Source organism: Hymenobacter psychrotolerans DSM 18569 (assembly GCF_900142395.1).
GTDB classification, from domain to species: Bacteria; Bacteroidota; Bacteroidia; order Cytophagales; family Hymenobacteraceae; genus Hymenobacter; species Hymenobacter psychrotolerans.
This window is the reverse complement of sequence record NZ_FRAS01000001.1, coordinates 489,777-507,882: the sequence shown is the minus strand read 5'-3', so window position 1 is coordinate 507,882 and position 18,106 is coordinate 489,777. Positions and strand designations below refer to the sequence as shown.

Here is an 18,106-nt window from a genome sequence, read left to right as displayed (position 1 = left end):
ACCGGTATGGAAACGCTAGAACTCACCCAGGAAGAACAGTTTCAGGCCCGTATTGATGCCGATGTGCGCATCGAGCCCAAGGATTGGATGCCCGACGCCTACCGCAAAACGCTCATTCGCCAGATTTCGCAGCACGCGCACTCTGAGCTGGTGGGCATGCTGCCGGAAGGCAACTGGATTACGCGCGCTCCTTCGCTTAAGCGCAAATCCATCCTGCTGGCCAAGGTGCAGGACGAAGCCGGCCACGGCCTCTACCTCTACTCGGCCGCCGAAACCCTGGGTGCTTCCCGCGACCAAATGCTGGCCGACCTGCACTCCGGTAAAGCTAAGTATTCGAGCATTTTCAACTATCCAACGCTGAGCTGGGCCGATATGGGCTGCGTGGGCTGGCTGGTAGATGGTGCCGCTATTCTGAACCAGGTGCCTCTCTGCCGCACGTCTTATGGCCCTTATGCCCGGGCCATGGTGCGCGTGTGCAAGGAAGAAAGCTTCCACCAGCGCCAGGGCTTCGAGATTATGCAGACGCTCTGCGAAGGCTCGCCGGAACAGAAGGCCATGGCCCAGGAAGGCCTCAACCGCTGGTGGTGGCCCACTCTGATGATGTTCGGCCCGAAAGATTCCGAGTCGCCGAATACGGCACAGTCGATGAACTGGCGCATCAAGCGCTTCACCAACGACGAGCTACGCCAGAAATTCGTGGACATGATGGTGCCCCAGGCCGAGTTCCTGGGCCTCACGGTGCCCGACCCCAACCTGAAGTGGAATGAAGCCAAGCAGGGCTACGACTTCGGCGACGTGGACTGGGAAGAGTTCTGGAACGTGGTGAAAGGCAACGGCATGTGCAACAAGGAGCGTCTGCAGGCCCGTGTGCAAGCCCACGAAGAGGGCGCCTGGGTGCGCGAAGCCGCTCTGGCCCACGCCGAAAAGCGCAAGCAGCGCGAAGCCGTAGCAGCGTAATCTCAGCCCAAATCCAGACTGCTCTGCGGCGCGCTGTATGGCGCCGTTTCTCCTGCTCTTTCCTGAGCTAAATTCCCCAAATCATGACCCAGAAAGAATGGCCCCTGTGGGAGGTTTTCATCCGCAGCAAGCAGGGCCTCGACCATAAGCACGTGGGCAGCCTGCACGCCGCCGACGCCGAAATGGCCATCCAGAACGCCCGCGACGTGTACACGCGCCGCCTCGAAGGCGTGAGCATCTGGGTGGTGGAATCGACGAACGTGCACGCTTCCAACCCCGACGATGCGGCGGCTTTCTACGAGCCAGCCAACGACAAAATCTACCGCCATCCGACCTTTTATCAGGTGCCGGATTCCATCAAGCACATGTAATGATGACGGATTCCACGATGCCCGCCCAAGCCCCGGCCGCTGCTCCTTCCGAAACACAGGCGCAGCTGTTTCCTTTCGTGCTGCAACTCGCTGACACCAGCCTGATTCTGGCGCACCGCCTGTCGGAATGGTGCGGCCACGGCCCCATTCTGGAGCAGGACCTGGCCATGGCCAACATTGCCCTGGACTTTCTGGGAGAGGCGCGCAGCTACTATCAGTACGCTGCCGAACTGGAAGGCAAAGGCCGCACCGAGGACGACCTGGCGTACCTGCGCAGCGCCGTGGAATACCGCAACCCGCTGCTGGTGGAGCAACCCAACGGCGACTTCGCGGTCACCATCGTGCGGCAGTTCATCTACGACTGTTTCCACTACCATCTGCTGCTGCAGCTCAAGTCGGGCCCCGATGCGCAGCTGGCGGCCATTGCTGAGAAGTCAGTGAAAGAGGCGGCCTACCACATCAAGTGGAGCTCCGAGTGGGTGATTCGGCTGGGAGACGGCACCGAGGAAAGCCGCCGCCGCGTGGAGAAGGCCATCGGGAACCTGTGGCGCTACAGCGGCGAGCTGACGACGCCATCCGCCACCGAGCAGGCCCTGCAGGCTGCCGGCCTTGTACCCGATTACGCGGCCATTCAGCAGCAGATGGCGGCTCACATTGCCCGCGTGTTTGAGGAAGCTACTTTGGCGGTGCCCGAAGGCGTATTTATGCAGAAAGGCGGCAAAGACGGCCGCCACACCGAGCACCTGGGCTACCTGCTGGCCGAGCTGCAATACATGCAACGCACTTACCCCGGCCTGGAATGGTAGAGCAACTGGCACCCCCGACCGAGGAGCACATCTGGCAGCTGCTGGAGGGCGTTTCCGACCCGGAAGTGCCCGTGCTCAGCATCATTGACCTGGGCATCGTGCGTGCGGTGCGGGTGGAAGGCGAGGAAGTCCACGTCACCATCACGCCCACCTACTCCGGCTGCCCGGCTATGAACGTTATTGCCACCGAAATCCGGCTGCTGCTGCTGGCGGAAGGCATCCATAAGCTGCACATCCACAACCAGCTCAGCCCCGCCTGGACTACCGACTGGATGAGCCAGGCCGGCCGCCAGAAGCTGGAAGACTACGGCATTGCGCCGCCCGTGGATGGCACGGCTACCGGCCACATGCTCAACCTGTTCGGTAAGGACACGGCCGTGCGTTGCCCGCTCTGCAAGTCTGATAATACGCACATGGTCAGCCAGTTCAGTTCCACGGCCTGCAAAGCCCATTACCAGTGCGACGACTGCCTGGAGCCATTCGACTACTTCAAGTGCCACGCGTAGGCGGGCGCATTCTCATAAGCCCGGAGAGTTAGGCGGAGCCGGAGCAGCTTTGCCGCTTCGCTCCGCCTGACAGCCGGTTCTGTTCTTTCCCACCCCAACTAATCATGTCCGAAACTCCTTCTCTGCTTTTCTCCCTTGATGGTGGTGTCGCTACCATCTGCTTCAACCGGCCCCAGGTTTTCAATAGCGTCAACAAGGAAGTAGCGCTGGCCATGCAGCAGTATTTGCAGGACTGCCAGCAGAACCCGGAAGTGCGCGCCGTGCTGCTCACCGGAACCGGCAAAGCCTTTTGTGCAGGGCAGGATCTGGCGGAAATCACCGGCCCCGACAGCCCGGAAGTAGCGGAGATTGTGGAGAAGCACTACAACCCGATTGTGGAGCTGATTCGGGCCCTGGACAAGCCGGTAGTGGCGGCCGTGAACGGCGTGGCTGCCGGCGCGGGTGCTAACCTGGCCCTGGCCTGCGACATTGTGGTGGCCAAGGAATCGGCTTCCTTTATCCAGGCGTTCAGCAAGATCGGGCTGATTCCGGACAGCGGCGGGACGTACTTTTTGCCGCGCCTGATTGGCATGCAGCGCGCTTCGGCCCTGATGCTGACCGGCGACAAGGTTTCGGCCACCGAAGCCGTGCAGATGGGCATGATTTACAAGGCGTTTGCCGACGACGTGTTTGAGCAGGAAGTGCAGACGCTGGTGCGCAAGCTGGCCGCCATGCCCACCAAAGGCCTGGCTTACACCAAGCAGCTGTTGAACGTGACGTTCAGCAAAGACCTGACCCAGCAGCTCCGCTACGAAGCCGACCTGCAGCTGCGCGCCGGCGCCACCTCCGACTACAAAGAAGGCGTGTCGGCTTTCCTCGAAAAACGCCAACCCAGCTTCACCGGACAATGAGCAAATTCACCGTTGGCATTATCGGAAGCGGCGCCATGGGCGCGGGCATTGCGCAGGTGGTAGCTCAGGCCGGCCACCCCGTCTGTCTGCTCGATAAGAATGCCGCCGCCCTGCAGCGGGCCACTTCTGGTATCGAGGCCAGCCTGCGCAAGCTAGCTGAAAAAGGCAAAATCACATCAGCCGACGCGGAAGCCGCGCACGGCCGCATCCGCGCCTGCTCCGACATGGATAATTTCGCGGAGTGTGGTTTGGTAATTGAAGCCATTGTGGAAGATCTGGCCGTGAAGCAGGCCGTATTCCGCGACGTGGAAACGGTGGTATCGGCTGACTGCGTGCTGGCCAGCAACACGTCTTCGCTGTCTATTGCGTCCATTGCAGCCGCCTGTGAGAAGCCGGAGCGGTTTATCGGCATCCACTTCTTCAATCCGGCCCCGGTTATGCAGTTGGTGGAAGTCATTCCGGCCGTGCAGACGCGCGCTGGTCTGGCCGAGGAAATCCGGGCGCTGGTGCAGAGTTGGGGCAAGCTGCCGGTGCTCACCAAAGACACGCCGGGCTTCATCGTGAACCGTGTGGCGCGGCCGTTCTACGGCGAAGCCATCCGAATTCTGGAAGAAGGCATTGCCGACGTGGCAACCATCGACTGGGCTATGACCGAGCTGGGCGGCTTCCGGATGGGGCCATTTACGCTCATGGACTTCATCGGCCACGACGTGAATTACCGCGTCACGGAGTCGGTGTTTGCCAGCTTCTTCTTCGACCCGCGCTACAAGCCCAGCTTCACCCAGAAGCGCCTGTTTGAAGCCGGCTACTACGGCCGAAAAGCAGGCCGCGGCTTCTACGACTACCGCGAAGGCGCTGTGCTGCCCGAGCCTACCCGCGACGAAACCCTGGGCCGCCAGGTGCTGCACCGCATCCTGGCCATGCTCATCAACGAAGCCGTGGATGCGCTGGCCCTGAACGTGGCCTCGAAGCAGGATCTGGAACTGGCCATGACCAAAGGCGTCAACTACCCCAAAGGTCTGCTGGCCTGGGCCGACGAGCTGGGGCTGCAACACGTCCTCACGACGCTAGACGACTTGTACCACGACTACCACGAGGACCGTTACCGCGCCAGCCCGCTGCTGCGCCGCATGGTGGCGGCCGGCCATACGTTCTTTCAGCATGAGCCAGCCGCAACCCGCTAGTACCAGCAGCACTGCCGAAGCCGTAAAAAACCGGATGCTGCAGCACGACGCGTTCAGCAAGCTGCTCGGGCTGGAAGTGGAAGAAGTAGGAGCGGGCTACTGCCGCCTGCGCTTCACGGTGCGGCCCGATATGCTCAACGGCTTCGCGGCGCTGCACGGCGGCGTCACCTTCGCGGCCGCTGATTCGGCGTTTGCTTTCGCCTGCAACAGCCACGGCCGCCAGAGCGTGGGCCTCACCGTCACCATCGACTACCTCGAAGCCGGCAAGCTCGGCGACGTAATTACCGTGGAGGCCCGCGAAGAAAGCCTCAAACACAAAGTAGGCGTGTACCAGGTGCGCGCCACCAACCAGCAGGGCACGGTGCTGGCCTTGTTCAAAGGCACTGCCTACCGCACCAGCAACGAGATACTGTAGGTGCTATCTGACAACTCACAACCACTATGAACCAAGCCTATATCATCGACGGCATCCGGACGCCCATTGGAAACTTCGGCGGCACGCTTTCCGCCGTTCGGCCCGACGACCTCGCGGCCCTGACCATCCGGGAGCTGCTCCGCCGCAACCCGTCCGCTGACCCCGCCGCCATTGCCGACGTTATTCTGGGCTGCGCCAACCAGGCCGGTGAAGACAACCGCAACGTGGCCCGCATGGCGCTGCTGCTGGCTGGCCTGCCTACCACCGTGCCCGGCGAAACCGTGAACCGCCTCTGCGCTTCCGGCCTCTCGGCCAGCATCGGGGCGGCCCGCGCCATCCAGAGCGGCGACGGTGACCTGTTCATTTCCGGCGGTGTGGAAAACATGACTCGCGCGCCGTTGGTGATGTCGAAACCGTCCAAGGGCTTCGGCACCGACTCGCAGATGGCTGACTCCAGCTTCGGCTGGCGCTTCATCAACCCGCGCATGCAGGAGCTGTACGGTACCGATGCCATGGGCGAAACCGCCGAAAACCTCGTGGACCAGTACGTCATCAGCCGCGACGACCAGGACCAGTTTGCCCTGCACTCTCAGCAGAAAGCCGCCGCTGCCCAGCGTGAAGGCCGGCTGGGCGAGGAAATCGTGGCCGTAGACATTCCCCAGCGCAAAGGGGAGCCGCTGCAATTCGCTCAGGACGAGTTCCTGAAGCCTGCTACCACGCTGGAAGGGCTGTCCAAACTGCGCCCGGCCTTCCGCAAAACCGGCACCGTCACGGCCGGCAACGCCTCGGGCCTGAACGACGGTGCGGCCGCGCTGCTGCTGGCTTCGGAAGACGGCATCAAACAGCACAACCTCACGCCCAAAGCCCGCATTGTGAGCATGGGCGTGGCCGGCGTAGAGCCGCGCATCATGGGTATCGGGCCGGTGCCCGCTTCCCATCAGGCCCTGAAAAAGGCCGGCCTGACGCTCAACGACATCGACATAATTGAGCTGAACGAGGCGTTTGCCGCCCAAAGCATAGCCTGCATCCGAGCCCTCGGCCTCCAGGACAACGACCCGCGCATCAACCCCAACGGTGGCGCCATTGCCCTGGGCCACCCGCTGGGCATGAGCGGCGCGCGCATCCTCAATGCCGCTGTGCGCGAACTGCACCGCCAGCAAAAGCGCTACGCCCTCGTCACGATGTGCATTGGCGTGGGCCAGGGCTACGCGGCCGTTGTGGAGCGGGTCTAGCTCCCGATAGTAACTGGTACGGAGTCTGAGTCCCGAATAAGGGCCGCGGGCTCCGGATTCTTTCATCCTTGCATCCTTTCTGTATCATGCCTGAACTTCTCGGAAACTACGCCATGGGCCGCTGGATGGCCGGCACCGGCGACCAGCAGGAACTCTACGATGCCAGCACCGGCGAAGTGGTGGCCATTGCCAATGGCGAAGGCTTGGACTTCGCGGCCATGCTCGACTACGGCCGCCGGGTCGGCAATAAGGCGCTACGCCGTATGACCTTCCACGAGCGGGGCCGCATGATCAAGGCGCTGGCGCTGCACCTCGACAGCAAAAAGGAAGACTTCTACACGCTCAGCTACCGCAGCGGCGCCACCCGCGCCGACTCCTGGATTGACATCGAAGGCGGCATCGGCAATCTGTTTGCCAACGCTTCGCTGCGCCGCAAATTCCCCGATAAGCCCTTCTATGTGGAGTCGGACCCCATTGCACTGTCGAAGGCCGGCAACTTCATGGGCCACCACATCATGGTACCGAAGGAGGGCGTCGCCGTGCACATCAATGCCTACAACTTCCCCATCTGGGGCATGCTGGAGAAAATTGCGGTGAACCTGCTGGCCGGCATGCCGGCCATTATCAAGCCCGCGTTGCCTTCCGCTTACCTCACGGAAGCCGTGGTGCGCGAAATCATTGCTTCCAAAATCCTGCCTGAAGGCGCGCTGCAGCTGGTCGTGGGCTCGGGCCAGGGCATCCTCGACCACGTAACCTATCAGGACGTGGTGACCTTCACGGGCTCGGCGGAAACCGGCCGCAAGCTCAAGGGCCACCCGCGCATCCTCGCCGAAGCCGTGCCCTTCACCATGGAAGCCGATTCGCTGAACGCCGCCGTGCTGGGGCCCGACGCCGTGCCCGGTACGATGGAGTTTGATCTGTTTATCAAGGAAATTCGCAAGGAAATGACGGCCAAGGCTGGGCAGAAATGCACCGCTATCCGCCGCGCCATCGTGCCCAAAAATCTGCTGGAAGATGTGCAGATTGCCCTCGGCAAAGCCTTGGCCCAAACCACCGTAGGTCACCCGCAGGCCGAAGGCGTGCGCATGGGCGCGCTGGCTGGCCTCGAGCAGGTGAAGCGCGTGCGTGAGCAGGTGCAGCGCCTGGCCAAAAACACGCCCATCGTGTACGGCGACCTGGACAACGTGCAGGTTATTGGCGGCGACTGCAAAACCGGCGCCTTCATGTCGCCGATTGTGCTGCTCAACTCCGAGCCGTTCAAGTTCACCGACAGCCACGAAATCGAAGCCTTCGGTCCGGTGGCCACGCTCATGCCTTACAAGGATGTGGACGAAGCCATTCAGCTCGCCAACCTTGGCAAAGGCTCGCTGGTGTGCTCCGTCGCCACCAACGACCCCGCCACGGCGCAGGAATTCGTGCTGGGTGCCGCCACGCACCACGGCCGTATTCTGGTGCTCAACGGCGAAGTAGCCAAGGAAAGCACCGGCCACGGCTCACCGCTGCCGCTGCTGATCCACGGCGGCCCCGGCCGGGCCGGTGGGGGGCAGGAAATGGGCGGCATGCGCGGCGTAGAGCATTTCATGCAGCGCGTTGCCATTCAGGGCTCCCCAAGCATGATTACGGCCATCACGGAAGTGTATCAGCCGAAGGCCAGGCAGATTGAGAAGGACAAACACCCCTTCCAGCACTACTTCGAGGAGCTGGAAATCGGGCAGACCTACACCACGCACCGCCACACCGTGTCGGAGGCGGATATCACCAATTTCGCGCAGGTGTCCGGCGACAATTTCTATGCGCACGTGGATGCTACGTCGCTGGAAGGCACGCTCTTCACGGGCCGTGTAGCCCACGGCTACTACGTGCTCAGCAAAGCCGCCGGCATGTTCGTGGACCCGCGCAAAGGCCCCGTGCTGCTTAACTATGGCCTCGACGAATGCCGCTTCACCAAGCCCGTTTACCCCGGCATGACCATCGGGGTGAAGCTGACGGTGAAAGAGAAGATAGGGCAGGAAAAGCGCGACGCCGAGGATGTAGCCAAAGGCATTGTGCGCTGGCTGGTAGACGTGTCGGACGAAACCGGTGAAACCGTTGCCGTGGCCACCATCCTGACCATGGTGAAAAAGAAAAACCAGGAGTAATATTTCACGCGGTGTCGCGCAGTAGGCGGCGCAGGGAATCGGGGTGGGCGTCCACTACGAGCCACCGCGCCACCCATTGCGCGACACTGCGTGAAAACCTATCAGAACATGCAAACAGGAACCGTTACCACCGCCACTAGCCCGGAAGGCATTGCCACCATCAGCTTCTTTCACCCCAGCCACAACGCCCTGCCAGGCGCGCTGCTCACCCAGCTGGCCGAAACCATCACGCAGGTAGGGCAGGCCGCCGAGACGAAAGTCATCATCCTGAAGAGCGAAGGCGAAAAAACCTTTTGCGCCGGTGCCAGCTTCGACGAGCTGATAGCCATTGAGGACGAAGCGCAGGGTCTGGCATTTTTCTCGGGCTTTGCCAAGGTGATTAATGCCTGCCGCACTTCGCCCAAAATCATCATCGGGCGGGTGCAGGGCAAGGCCATTGGGGGCGGCGTGGGCGTGGCTGCCGCCACCGACTACTGCTTCGCCACTGCCCAGGCCAGCGTGAAGCTCAGTGAGCTGGTAGTTGGTATCGGGCCGTTTGTGGTGGGGCCGGCCGTAGAGCGCAAGATTGGCAACGCCGCCTTTGCTCAGCTTGCCTTGGATGCCGCCGAATTCCGCAGCGCCGACTGGGCTCAGCAGAAAGGCCTGTACGCTGAAGTAGTGGACTCCATTAAGGCGCTGGATGCCGCCGTGCTGGCCTTTGCCCGCAAGCTGGCCGCCTACAACCCTGAGGCCCTCACCGACCTCAAGCACGTCGTGTGGCAGGGCACGGAGCATTGGGATACGCTGCTCACCGAGCGGGCCGGCATCAGCGGCCGGCTGGTACTGTCTGACTTCACCCGCCAGGCCATTCAGCAGTTCAAGAGCCGCTAAGCCGGACTAATCCACTAAAACGCAAAAAGCCGCTTCTCCTTGCAGAGGGAAGCGGCTTTTTAGCTTGGTAATGAGCAGATATCAGGCGGCTACAGCTTGTCTGGATTGGCAACGGCAGATAGATAGAATTTGCAGGCCCAACAGCCGCGGCCCGCGGAACTGAGCGTATAAATCGGAAAATACTTCGGTCACTTCATAGGTATTGGTCAGAAGATGATGCTCCGTCTGCCGGGTACTGACAACCTCTCCGTGCTGCAGTTCTGCCGTCGTCACCTGGCAGCGTACCTGATAAGAAGCCTCCTGTTTCATGACTGCACCGCGTTGAACGTGAGTTGCTGATACCTGAAACAAATATACTAATATAATTAGCTTTATCAACTAAAAATAGCTGCAATTTTGCCTGTGCTTATCTGTTTGAGCAGTTGTTCAGAATTAGTAGTCAGTAGGTTATCTGCGCCTATTCTAAGGCTGTATAATTAAGGTCTGCTTAGCCAGATAAAACAAAAAACCCGCTCAGCGCAGCGCTAAGCGGGTTTTAGTGGTAATGATTGGAATCGAACCAACGACACCAGCATTTTCAGTGCTGTGCTCTACCAACTGAGCTACATTACCAGCTCCGGGTGCTCCGCGGGCCGTTGTAGCCGTTGGAGAGCACAAAAGTAGTAAACCATTTTCATCTCGCAAGCCGTAACGTAAAAAAATGTTTCGGCGGAAAACTATCGGAGGCAAAACCGTAATTTGTTATGCATACCGACTATATTTCGGCTCCAACCCCAAACCTACCCTTTCCCGTGCACTTCTCCTTTCAAAACATCATCTTCCTGCTGGTGGCAATAGCCGGCTTCGGCCTGTTTGCCTGGCAAGCCCGGAAGATCCGGGCCAATATTCTCGTCGGGCGCGACCGGGATATGAGCGGCAACGTGAACGAGCGACTCTGGAAGACGCTGCTGGTAGCCTTCGGGCAGCAGAAAATGTTCAAGCGCCTCACGCCGGCCCTGCTGCACCTGGTGGTGTACGTAGGCTTCATCGTCATCAATATTGAAGTCATTGAAATCCTGATTGACGGTATTTTCGGGACGCACCGGGTGCTGGGGTTCATGGGGCCACTGTACTCGGCCCTGACGGGGACCAACGAGGTGCTGGGCGCGCTGGTAGTGCTGGCGGTGGTGGCCTTCTGGTGGCGCCGCAACGTGGGTGGCGTCCGCCGCTTCACGGGTCCCGAGATGCGCGCCTGGCCCAAGATGGATGCCAACGTCATTCTCTACATCGAAGTGATTCTGATGGTGGCGCTGTTCCTGATGAACGCCGCCGACCTGAAGCTGCACCAGCTGCAGGGCAAAGACCTGCCCGGCGCCTTCCCGGTCAGCGGGCTGCTCACGGGGCTGCTGCCGGATAGCCTCACGGCGCTGCATGTGCTGGAGCGTGTGGGCTGGTGGGCGCACATCGTAGGTATTTTGCTGTTCCTGAACTACCTGCCCAGCTCCAAGCACTTCCACATCATCATGGCCTTCCCGAACGTGTACTTCTCGCGGCTCATGCCGCAGGGCCAGTTCTCGAACGTGGACAGCATCACGCACGAGGTGAAAGCCATGATGGACCCCACGTACCAAGTGCCCACGCCGCCGGCTTCGGAAGGAGCAGAGGCTGCGCCTACGTCCTTCGGGGCCAAGGACGTGAACGACCTGGCCTGGACCAACCTGCTGAACGCCTACTCCTGCACCGAGTGCGGCCGCTGCACTTCGGTTTGCCCCGCCAACATCACCGGCAAGCTGCTCTCCCCGCGCAAAATCATCATGGACACGCGCGACCGGATGGAGGAGAAGTACAACTCGCCCCTTATTTTCGATCCTAACCTCTACGGCAAGGAAGCCAAGCACGACCCGCAGGAGCAGCTCGATAAGGAAAACCACACCTTGCTGCGCGGCTACGTAACGCCCGAGGAGCTGTGGGCCTGCACCACCTGCAATGCCTGCGTGGAAGCCTGCCCCGTGAACATTAACCCGCTGGAAAGCATCATTGAGATGCGCCGCTTCCTGGTGCTGGAAGAGTCGGCGGCACCTAACTCGCTGAACGTGATGTTCTCCAACATCGAAAACAACGGCGCGCCCTGGGCCTTCTCGCCCTCAGACCGCTTCAACTGGGCCGACGAGCTGTACGTAGCCGATAAGGCTGCCGTAACGGCCTAAACAAGCCTATCAGGCAGCGCAAAGCCCATAGAGGCTGATGCGCTGCTCTTACTCAGATACTCAGGCAGGTGCGCTACTTTCGGGACGCCTGCCACATAAAACCGACCTTATAATGGCTGAGCAAACTGCCAAACGTCAAGTATCCGTTCCGATGATGGCCGACCTGGCTGCCCGGGGCGAAACGCCGGAAATCCTGTTTTGGGTGGGCTGCGCCGGGGCCTTCGATGACCGGTACAAGCGCGTAACGCGCGCTTTCGTGCGCATCTTGGAGCATGTGGGCGTGAACTATGCCGTGCTGGGCATGGAAGAAAGCTGCACCGGCGACCCGGCCAAGCGCGCCGGCAATGAGTTCCTGTTTCAGATGCAGGCCATGCAGAATATCACCACGCTCAACGGCTACGGCATCAAGAAAGTAGTTACGGCCTGCCCGCACTGCTTCAATACCATCAAAAACGAGTATCCGGCGCTGGGCGGCGAGTATGAGGTGATTCACCACAGCACTTTCCTGCAGCAGCTCATCAACGAAGGCAAGGTGAAGGCCGAGGGGGGCGAGTCGTTCAAGGGCCGCCGCATCACGTTCCACGACTCCTGCTACCTGGGCCGCGCCAACAACATCTACGAAGCGCCCCGCGCCGTGCTGGAAGTGCTGGACGCCGACCTGCTGGAGATGAAGCGCTGCAAAACCAACGGCCTGTGCTGCGGCGCTGGTGGCGCCCAGATGTGGAAAGAGCCTGAGCCCGGCAAAAAGGACGTGAATGTGGAGCGCACCGAAGAAGCGCTGGCCACGCTCGATGGCGACGCCGATGTGCTTCTGAACCTGCAGGGCGTGGAAAGCAACGCGCCGGTATTGCCGGCCGGCTCCAACCGGGGCGGCAGCGTAATTGCCGTGGCCTGCCCGTTCTGCATGACTATGATGGCTGACGGCGTGAAGAACAAGGAGCGCGAAGCCGACGTGCAGGTGTTTGACCTCGCTGAGCTGATTGCCTCGGCAGAAGGCCTGAACGCCTAGCAGCACCCCGCTGGCACAATCATAAAAACCAGTACAGCCCGGCCGGAACTTCCGGCCGGGCTGTTTCTTTTGTACTTGAACTGTGGCCCCGAGTAGCGGGCTGCTCTACCACACGCTCTAATCAGTCTGTCATGTACGTTCCTTTCGACCAGTTGCCTGCTTCTGCCCGCCTCTGGATTTATCAGGCCAGCCGTCCGCTTACTGCGGCTGAAGAAACCCGTATCGAGCCGGTGCTCAGCCGGTTTGCCGAGGAATGGACCAGCCACGGCCGGACGCTGCAGGCGTCTGTGGCGGTGCTGCATCATCAGTTTCTGGTAGTCGGGCTCGATGAGGCAGTGGCCGATGCCAGCGGCTGCTCCATTGACGCGTCCGTGCGGTTTGTGCGGGAGCTGGAAACGATGCTGGGCCTCTCGCTACTGGAGAAGTCCCAACTGGCTTTTCTGGTCGACGAGCAAGTGCACCTGCTGGACCGGCGCCAGCTCAAGGCCGCCATTGAGGCCGGCCAGCTGACTTCCACAACGCCTTACTTCGATGCTACTGTATCCTTGAAAGATGCCTTGAAAAGCCGATTTCCGGCTCCTGCAGGCTCTACATGGCTGGCGCGTTACTTTAGTTAGAAACGGGGAAAATTTCGCCTTAAAGCTAGAATCCTCTTCAAACTTAGTATTATTAGGCCCAGGTTGGCCGAATTGAAGGCCGGCTCGTCTTCAACTCCACCCTTCACCACCTATGAAGAAACTACTACTGGTTTGCGCCGCAGCCGGTTCCACCGCCCTGCTGAGCGGCTGTGCAACCTCCGGCGGCATGAGTAAAGCAGACAAACGCTTTGCTCGTGGCGAGTATGAAACCGCCATTGAGCTCTACAAAGCCGATGTCGCCAAAGGCAAGGATGTTGCCACGGCTAACTACCGTCTGGCCGAAGCCTACCGCCTTTCCAACCGGATTGAGCAGTCAGAAGGCTACTACAAAGCGGCTATTGACGGCGGCGTAAAGGCCCCCGATGCTCAGTTCTACTACGGCCAGTCGCTGAAGGCCAACGGCAAATACGACGAAGCGGCGCAACAGTTTGATGCTTACACCCAGGCAAATGCTGGTCGCGCCCTCGCCCCCCGGGCCGAAATGGAATCGAGAAACGCCAAGATGGCCAACACCATCGTGGCCATGCGCACCAACAACGAGGTAATGCCGCTCGACCAGGTGAACACGCCGGCCGCGGAATTTGGCTCGTCCATCATGCCCGACACCAAAGAGCTGGTGTTTGCTTCCGGCCGCGAAGGCAAGAAGTACCTCGGCAACGGCGAGAATTTCAACGACTTATACGCCGTCAAGTTCGACGACGCTGAAAAGATGACCGGCGGCGCAGTGCGCAAGCTGGAGCCCATCTTCAATACCGAAAACAAGCACGAAGCCAGCGCCACCTACACCCCGGATGGCAAGACGATGGTGTTTGCCCGCTCAAACGACGGCTCGAAAAAAGGCCTGCTGAGCGTTGACCTCTGGATTTCCTACTTCAAGAACGGCGCCTGGAGCGAGCCGGTACTGGCCAACATCAACGACCGTACCGCCGACGACTTCGCTCCGGCTTTCTCTCCCGACGGCCAGACGTTATATTTCGCTTCCAGCCGCAAAGGTGGCCTCGGCGGCAACGACATCTACAAGGCTACGCTGGGCCCGAACGGCCGCTTCTCGCCCGCCGAAAACCTGGGTGACCAGATCAATACGCCCGGCAACGACAACTTCCCGGCCGTAGCGCCCGATGGCACGATGTACTTTTCCTCCGACGGACAGCCTGGTCTGGGCAAGCTCGACATCTTTATGGTGGACAAGGGCAAGGTAACCAACCTCGGGGCTCCCATCAACAGCTCCGGCGACGACTTCGCTCCGTATTTCACGACCAAGGACATTGGCGTCTTCTCCTCTAACCGCGCAGGCGGCAAAGGCTCGGACGACCTCTACATGTTCCGCAAGAAGGCCCTCAAGCTGGTTACTTTCTATGCCGATGGCACGGTGGTGACCCGCAACGACAAAACCGGTGTAACGGCACCCGCCAGCAACGAAGAAGTGGTGCTGTACGGCCGCGACGGCCAAAAGCTGCAAACCGTGACGACGGACGCGGAAGGCAAATTCAGCATCAAGCTGGACTCGGCTGCTGCCAACTACTCGCTGGTAGCTGACCGCCCCGGCTTCTTTACGGCCCGCACGCCCCTGAGCACGGTAGGCCGCAAACCTTCGCAGGATCAGCTGCCCAACGAAATGAACGACGTTCGTCTGCCGGTAGCCATGACCCTGACGGAAATCGTGAAGAACAAGGCTATCCGCGTCGAGAACATCTTCTACGACTACGACAAGTCGGATATCCGTCCGGATGCTGCTGCCGAGCTGGACAAGCTGGTGGAAACGCTGAACGACAACCCGAAAATCACCATCGAGCTGAGCTCGCACACCGACTCTCGTGGTAAGGATGCCTACAACCAGACTCTGTCGCAGAAACGCGCGCAGTCGGCTGTAGACTACATCATCTCGAAAGGTGTCGACAAGTCGCGCATTACGGCCAAAGGCTACGGCGAGACGCGTCCGGAAATCAAGAATGCCAAGACGGAAGAGCAATACCAGCGCAACCGTCGCACGGAGTTCAAGGTGACCAAGATTGCGGAATAAGCTTTTCGCTGAAAAGCTGAAAAAAGCCCCCACGGTTTCGAGCCGTGGGGGCTTTGTTTTTGGCCTGTAGCAAGGTTTCCGGCACCGAGCCGTACGGTTGGTAGTGGGCGCGTGGGAAGCCGACTGACGAGGTATAGTATGAGCAGGTCTGGCTCAGAGTTGGCTGCGTAGGAACTGGCACAATCCTTGGCTTATTAGCAGCACGGGCATACCACATGGCTGCCCGCACCCTGTGATGAAAAAGCTTCTACTTCTTTGCTTCGGTCTGTTTCTGCTGGCGGCTGCCCGCGTGCAGGCGGCCCCGGCTACGGTTACTTTCACGTCTGAGCGCGGCGTACCGTTCACCTTGCGCTTTGATGGCCGCCCTCTTACCCGCGGTGGCGTCCGCCAGGTATACATCGACCGGCTTGTGGCGGGTACGCACACGGCAGAGTTCCTGATTCCGACGGCTAACGGCCGGGCCATCAGCTACCGCACCCGCGTCTTCCTCGACCCTGGACTGGAAACCAGCTTCGTGCTGCTCACCCGCCCCGGCCGGGCGCCCGAGCTACGCAAAGTAGCGGCCGTGCCGCTGCGTGGTGTTTACGGTCCGGCTACTCCCGGCGGGTACTACGGCAACGCCCCCGGCGGATATGAGCCCGGCGGATATGACCCCGGCGGCCCCGGCTACGGCAATGGCGGCTACCACAACGGCGGCCAGCCCGGTGGCTACGGCTACACCCGCCAGATGGCCCCGCAGGACGTGGACGCTCTTCGGGCGGCTGTGCGGCGGCAGGCTTTCGATAATGAAAAACTGCCGCTGCTGCAGCAGGCGCTCAGCGAAACCACTATTCAGGCCGATGACCTGGTCGTGCTGATGAAAGAGCTGAGCTTCGAATCTTCACGGTTGGATCTGGCTAAGTTCGGGGCTGCGCGCGTGGCCGACCGCCAGAACCTGTACCGCCTCAACGAGGGATTTACCTTCTCAGCTACGGCCCGCGAGTTTCAGCAGTATCTGGCGCAGCCCCAACGCTAGCGGCTGGTGCCCCACACGAAAAAGGCTTCTCCACGCAAGTGAAGAAGCCTTTTTCGTGTGCAGGATAGGCAGGGTTAGCGCAGCCGGTCCATGCTGCGCACCAGCCGCTCGTCGCGACGGATGAAGCGGTTGGCCAGCAGGTTGAGCATCAGGGCCAGCGTAGGGAGGTAGAAGCCCGCCTGGTAGGTCCCCAGCATTTTCAGGTTGAGCGCCTGCTCGCCGAGGGTCGAAAAATAGAAGCCGGCTCCCAGGGTGCACAGAATGAGCAACAGGTTCAGCATGCCGAGGCGCAGCTGCGTGAACCGGTTGCGGAACTGAAATATCTCGAACAAGGCCACGGCTGCCGAAGCACCGGCGAACAACGCAATCAGCCACACATTGCCGGGCGGGGTGAGGCCGGCTCCGGCCTTGTTGTAGCTGAAGCCGAGGGCCGTCATGGTCAGCTCCTGGCCCGTGGTGGGGTCGGCTTTGTGCCAGAGCGGCAGGAAAAGAACAGCCAGCATGCTCAGGGCCAGCAGCAGCAGGAATACGCTTTGGATTCTTTGTATCATCTTTGTGTTTTGTCAGTTTGGGCCGCCGGCCGCGCCAGCGAGCGGGCAAAAGTAGCCAACAACGACTGGAATACCTGCATTCACTCCCCAATGCTTACTGCTTACATAGTTGACGCCGTCCGCACTCCGATAGCCCGATTTGCGGGTGCCCTGAGCAGCGTCCGCCCCGATGATCTGGCTGCGCACATCCTGCGCGAGCTGTTGCGTCGGAATCCTTCCCTGGACCGCAATGCCGTTGAAGACGTTATTATAGGAGCCGCCAACCAGGCCGGCGAAGACAACCGCAACGTGGCCCGCATGGCGGCGCTGCTGGCCGGTCTGCCCATCACCGTGCCCGGTACCACCGTCAACCGTCTGTGCGCTTCCGGGCTGCAAAGCATCATGGATGCCGCCCGGGCCATCAAGTCCGGGGAAGGCGACGTGTACCTGGCGGGCGGAGCCGAGAGCATGACGCGCGCGCCCTTCGTGATGGCCAAGTCGGAAACGGCCTTTGGCCGCGAGCTGACGGCACACGACACTACGTTGGGCTGGCGCTTCGTGAACCCGAAGCTGAGCAAGATGCACCACCCGTTTGCTATGGGCGAAACGGCCGAAAACGTGGCCAGGAAGTATGGCATCACGCGCACGGAGCAAGACGAGTTTGCCTTCAACTCGCAGCGCAAATATTACCGGGCCGCCGAAAAAGGACGTTTCCGCAAGGAAATAGCGCCGGTGTTCGTGGCCAACCCCAAAGGCGCCGCTGCCCTGTTCGATACCGATGAGCCGCCGCGCCTGAGCAGCATGGAAAAGCTGGCCACCATCCGGCCGGCTTTCCAGCCCGTGGATGGCACCGTAACGGCGGGCAATTCAGCCGGTATCAACGACGGAGCCGCCGGGGCGCTGGTGGTAAGTGAGGAGGCCCTGAAACGGTTCAACCTCAAGCCAATAGCCCGCGTGGTAGCCTCGGCGGTGGCCGGCGTCGATCCGGCGTACATGGGGCTGGGGCCGGTACCGGCTACCCAGAAAGTGCTGCAGCGCGCCGGCCTTACCCTGCAGGATATCGGCCTGATTGAGCTGAACGAAGCGTTTGCGGCCCAGAGCATTGCCTGCATCCGCGACCTAGATCTGAACCCGGAAATCGTGAACGTAAACGGCGGCTCCATTGCCATCGGGCATCCGCTGGGCGCGGCTGGCTCGCGCATCACGGCTACGCTGCTTCACGAAATGCAGCGCCGCGAAAATGTGCGCTACGGCCTCGTGACGATGTGCGTAGGGGTGGGGCAGGGCGCCTCCGTGATTTATGAGCGGCTGTAGGCGCCGGATTCGGCGCTAACTTGCG

At 60.8% G+C, this 18,106-nt stretch carries 17 protein-coding genes and 1 tRNA gene; 16 read left to right on the top strand and 2 right to left on the bottom strand.

Features of this window, described 5'->3' with window-relative positions; translation table 11 throughout:
- Nucleotides 1-6 precede the first annotated feature (6 nt).
- From paaA to BUE15_RS02070, 10 genes are all read left to right on the top strand, one after another.
- A complete protein-coding gene (paaA, locus tag BUE15_RS02115) occupies nt 7-957 on the top strand; it encodes a 1,2-phenylacetyl-CoA epoxidase subunit PaaA (RefSeq protein WP_073281022.1) in 951 nt (316 codons plus the stop codon).
- An 83-nt stretch (nt 958-1,040) separates the two neighbouring features.
- The gene (paaB, locus tag BUE15_RS02110; protein ID WP_073281021.1) at nt 1,041-1,328 is read left to right on the top strand and encodes a 1,2-phenylacetyl-CoA epoxidase subunit PaaB; all 288 of its coding nucleotides are present in this window, start codon (nt 1,041-1,043) and stop codon (nt 1,326-1,328) included.
- Nucleotides 1,328-2,134 carry a 1,2-phenylacetyl-CoA epoxidase subunit PaaC gene (gene paaC, locus BUE15_RS02105; protein ID WP_211617569.1) on the top strand — a complete coding sequence of 269 codons (807 nt, stop codon included), beginning with the start codon at nt 1,328-1,330 and terminating at the stop codon, nt 2,132-2,134. The genes paaB and paaC overlap by 1 nt, the downstream gene beginning before the upstream one ends.
- Nucleotides 2,128-2,640, top strand: coding sequence for a 1,2-phenylacetyl-CoA epoxidase subunit PaaD (gene paaD / locus BUE15_RS02100; RefSeq protein ID WP_073281020.1), 513 nt, complete (start codon nt 2,128-2,130; stop codon nt 2,638-2,640). The genes paaC and paaD overlap by 7 nt, the downstream gene beginning before the upstream one ends.
- 104 nt (nt 2,641-2,744) lie before the next feature.
- Entirely contained in the window at nt 2,745-3,530 is a 786-nt protein-coding gene (locus BUE15_RS02095; protein WP_073281019.1) for an enoyl-CoA hydratase-related protein, read from the top strand.
- Nucleotides 3,527-4,714 carry a 3-hydroxyacyl-CoA dehydrogenase NAD-binding domain-containing protein gene (locus BUE15_RS02090; protein WP_073281018.1) on the top strand — a complete coding sequence of 396 codons (1,188 nt, stop codon included), beginning with the start codon at nt 3,527-3,529 and terminating at the stop codon, nt 4,712-4,714. The genes BUE15_RS02095 and BUE15_RS02090 overlap by 4 nt, the downstream gene beginning before the upstream one ends.
- Nucleotides 4,692-5,129, top strand: a complete 438-nt coding sequence (gene paaI / locus BUE15_RS02085) for a hydroxyphenylacetyl-CoA thioesterase PaaI (protein WP_073281017.1) — start codon at nt 4,692-4,694, stop codon at nt 5,127-5,129. The genes BUE15_RS02090 and paaI overlap by 23 nt, the downstream gene beginning before the upstream one ends.
- Nucleotides 5,130-5,155: 26 nt before the next feature.
- Nucleotides 5,156-6,361 carry a 3-oxoadipyl-CoA thiolase gene (gene pcaF / locus BUE15_RS02080; RefSeq protein WP_073281016.1) on the top strand — a complete coding sequence of 402 codons (1,206 nt, stop codon included), beginning with the start codon at nt 5,156-5,158 and terminating at the stop codon, nt 6,359-6,361.
- An 86-nt stretch (nt 6,362-6,447) separates the two neighbouring features.
- Complete coding sequence (gene paaZ / locus BUE15_RS02075) at nt 6,448-8,499, top strand: phenylacetic acid degradation bifunctional protein PaaZ (RefSeq protein WP_073281015.1); 2,052 nt, start codon at nt 6,448-6,450, stop codon at nt 8,497-8,499.
- Between the two features lie 108 nt (nt 8,500-8,607).
- Nucleotides 8,608-9,369, top strand: coding sequence for an enoyl-CoA hydratase/isomerase family protein (locus tag BUE15_RS02070; RefSeq protein WP_073281179.1), 762 nt, complete (start codon nt 8,608-8,610; stop codon nt 9,367-9,369).
- Nucleotides 9,370-9,908: 539 nt separating this feature from the next.
- On the opposite strand, the gene BUE15_RS02065 is transcribed toward BUE15_RS02070, so the two are convergent.
- Nucleotides 9,909-9,981: transfer RNA gene (locus tag BUE15_RS02065), tRNA-Phe, on the bottom strand.
- Between the two features lie 179 nt (nt 9,982-10,160).
- On the opposite strand from BUE15_RS02065, the gene BUE15_RS02060 reads away from it, so the two are divergent.
- The 5 genes from BUE15_RS02060 to BUE15_RS02040 all read left to right on the top strand — a co-directional run bounded on the left by BUE15_RS02060 (nt 10,161) and on the right by BUE15_RS02040 (nt 16,237).
- On the top strand, nt 10,161-11,555 hold the full coding sequence (locus tag BUE15_RS02060) for a 4Fe-4S dicluster domain-containing protein (RefSeq protein ID WP_073281178.1): 1,395 nt from the start codon (nt 10,161-10,163) through the stop codon (nt 11,553-11,555).
- A gap of 112 nt (nt 11,556-11,667) precedes the next feature.
- Complete coding sequence (locus BUE15_RS02055) at nt 11,668-12,564, top strand: (Fe-S)-binding protein (RefSeq protein WP_244535852.1); 897 nt, start codon at nt 11,668-11,670, stop codon at nt 12,562-12,564.
- A 131-nt stretch (nt 12,565-12,695) separates the two neighbouring features.
- Nucleotides 12,696-13,181 carry a hypothetical protein gene (locus BUE15_RS02050; protein WP_073281014.1) on the top strand — a complete coding sequence of 162 codons (486 nt, stop codon included), beginning with the start codon at nt 12,696-12,698 and terminating at the stop codon, nt 13,179-13,181.
- A 187-nt stretch (nt 13,182-13,368) separates the two neighbouring features.
- Nucleotides 13,369-15,222 (top strand): CHU_0125 family OmpA-like outer membrane integrity protein, encoded by a 1,854-nt coding sequence (locus BUE15_RS02045; protein WP_244535851.1) that lies wholly within the window; start codon nt 13,369-13,371, stop codon nt 15,220-15,222.
- Nucleotides 15,223-15,457: 235 nt separating this feature from the next.
- Nucleotides 15,458-16,237 carry a proline and serine-rich protein 1 family protein gene (locus BUE15_RS02040; RefSeq protein ID WP_073281012.1) on the top strand — a complete coding sequence of 260 codons (780 nt, stop codon included), beginning with the start codon at nt 15,458-15,460 and terminating at the stop codon, nt 16,235-16,237.
- Between the two features lie 74 nt (nt 16,238-16,311).
- Here the strand turns inward: BUE15_RS02040 and BUE15_RS02035 are convergent, their stop codons facing one another.
- Nucleotides 16,312-16,788: a DUF4293 domain-containing protein gene (locus tag BUE15_RS02035; protein ID WP_073281011.1), complete on the bottom strand. Its 477-nt coding sequence runs from the start codon at nt 16,786-16,788 to the stop codon at nt 16,312-16,314.
- Nucleotides 16,789-16,878: 90 nt separating this feature from the next.
- Here BUE15_RS02035 and BUE15_RS02030 point away from each other — a divergent pair, with 90 nt between their 5' ends.
- Entirely contained in the window at nt 16,879-18,081 is a 1,203-nt protein-coding gene (locus BUE15_RS02030; protein WP_073281176.1) for a thiolase family protein, read from the top strand.
- The last annotated feature ends 25 nt before the right edge of the window (nt 18,082-18,106 follow it).

What these genes read in the sequence shown, in the direction of transcription:
- pcaF (WP_073281016.1), top strand. Translation starts at nt 5,156, where the DNA reads ATGAACCAAGCCTATATCATCGACGGCATCCGGACGCCCATTGGAAAC.
- paaA (WP_073281022.1), top strand. Translation starts at nt 7, where the DNA reads ATGGAAACGCTAGAACTCACCCAGGAAGAACAGTTTCAGGCCCGTATT.
- paaD (WP_073281020.1), top strand. Translation starts at nt 2,128, where the DNA reads ATGGTAGAGCAACTGGCACCCCCGACCGAGGAGCACATCTGGCAGCTG.
- paaC (WP_211617569.1), top strand. Translation starts at nt 1,328, where the DNA reads ATGATGACGGATTCCACGATGCCCGCCCAAGCCCCGGCCGCTGCTCCT.
- paaI (WP_073281017.1), top strand. Translation starts at nt 4,692, where the DNA reads ATGAGCCAGCCGCAACCCGCTAGTACCAGCAGCACTGCCGAAGCCGTA.
- paaZ (WP_073281015.1), top strand. Translation starts at nt 6,448, where the DNA reads ATGCCTGAACTTCTCGGAAACTACGCCATGGGCCGCTGGATGGCCGGC.
- BUE15_RS02035 (WP_073281011.1), bottom strand. Translation starts at nt 16,788, where the DNA reads ATGATACAAAGAATCCAAAGCGTATTCCTGCTGCTGCTGGCCCTGAGC.
- BUE15_RS02030 (WP_073281176.1), top strand. Translation starts at nt 16,879, where the DNA reads ATGCTTACTGCTTACATAGTTGACGCCGTCCGCACTCCGATAGCCCGA.
- paaB (WP_073281021.1), top strand. Translation starts at nt 1,041, where the DNA reads ATGACCCAGAAAGAATGGCCCCTGTGGGAGGTTTTCATCCGCAGCAAG.
- BUE15_RS02055 (WP_244535852.1), top strand. Translation starts at nt 11,668, where the DNA reads ATGGCTGAGCAAACTGCCAAACGTCAAGTATCCGTTCCGATGATGGCC.
- BUE15_RS02090 (WP_073281018.1), top strand. Translation starts at nt 3,527, where the DNA reads ATGAGCAAATTCACCGTTGGCATTATCGGAAGCGGCGCCATGGGCGCG.
- BUE15_RS02070 (WP_073281179.1), top strand. Translation starts at nt 8,608, where the DNA reads ATGCAAACAGGAACCGTTACCACCGCCACTAGCCCGGAAGGCATTGCC.
- BUE15_RS02050 (WP_073281014.1), top strand. Translation starts at nt 12,696, where the DNA reads ATGTACGTTCCTTTCGACCAGTTGCCTGCTTCTGCCCGCCTCTGGATT.
- BUE15_RS02040 (WP_073281012.1), top strand. Translation starts at nt 15,458, where the DNA reads ATGAAAAAGCTTCTACTTCTTTGCTTCGGTCTGTTTCTGCTGGCGGCT.
- BUE15_RS02045 (WP_244535851.1), top strand. Translation starts at nt 13,369, where the DNA reads ATGAGTAAAGCAGACAAACGCTTTGCTCGTGGCGAGTATGAAACCGCC.
- BUE15_RS02095 (WP_073281019.1), top strand. Translation starts at nt 2,745, where the DNA reads ATGTCCGAAACTCCTTCTCTGCTTTTCTCCCTTGATGGTGGTGTCGCT.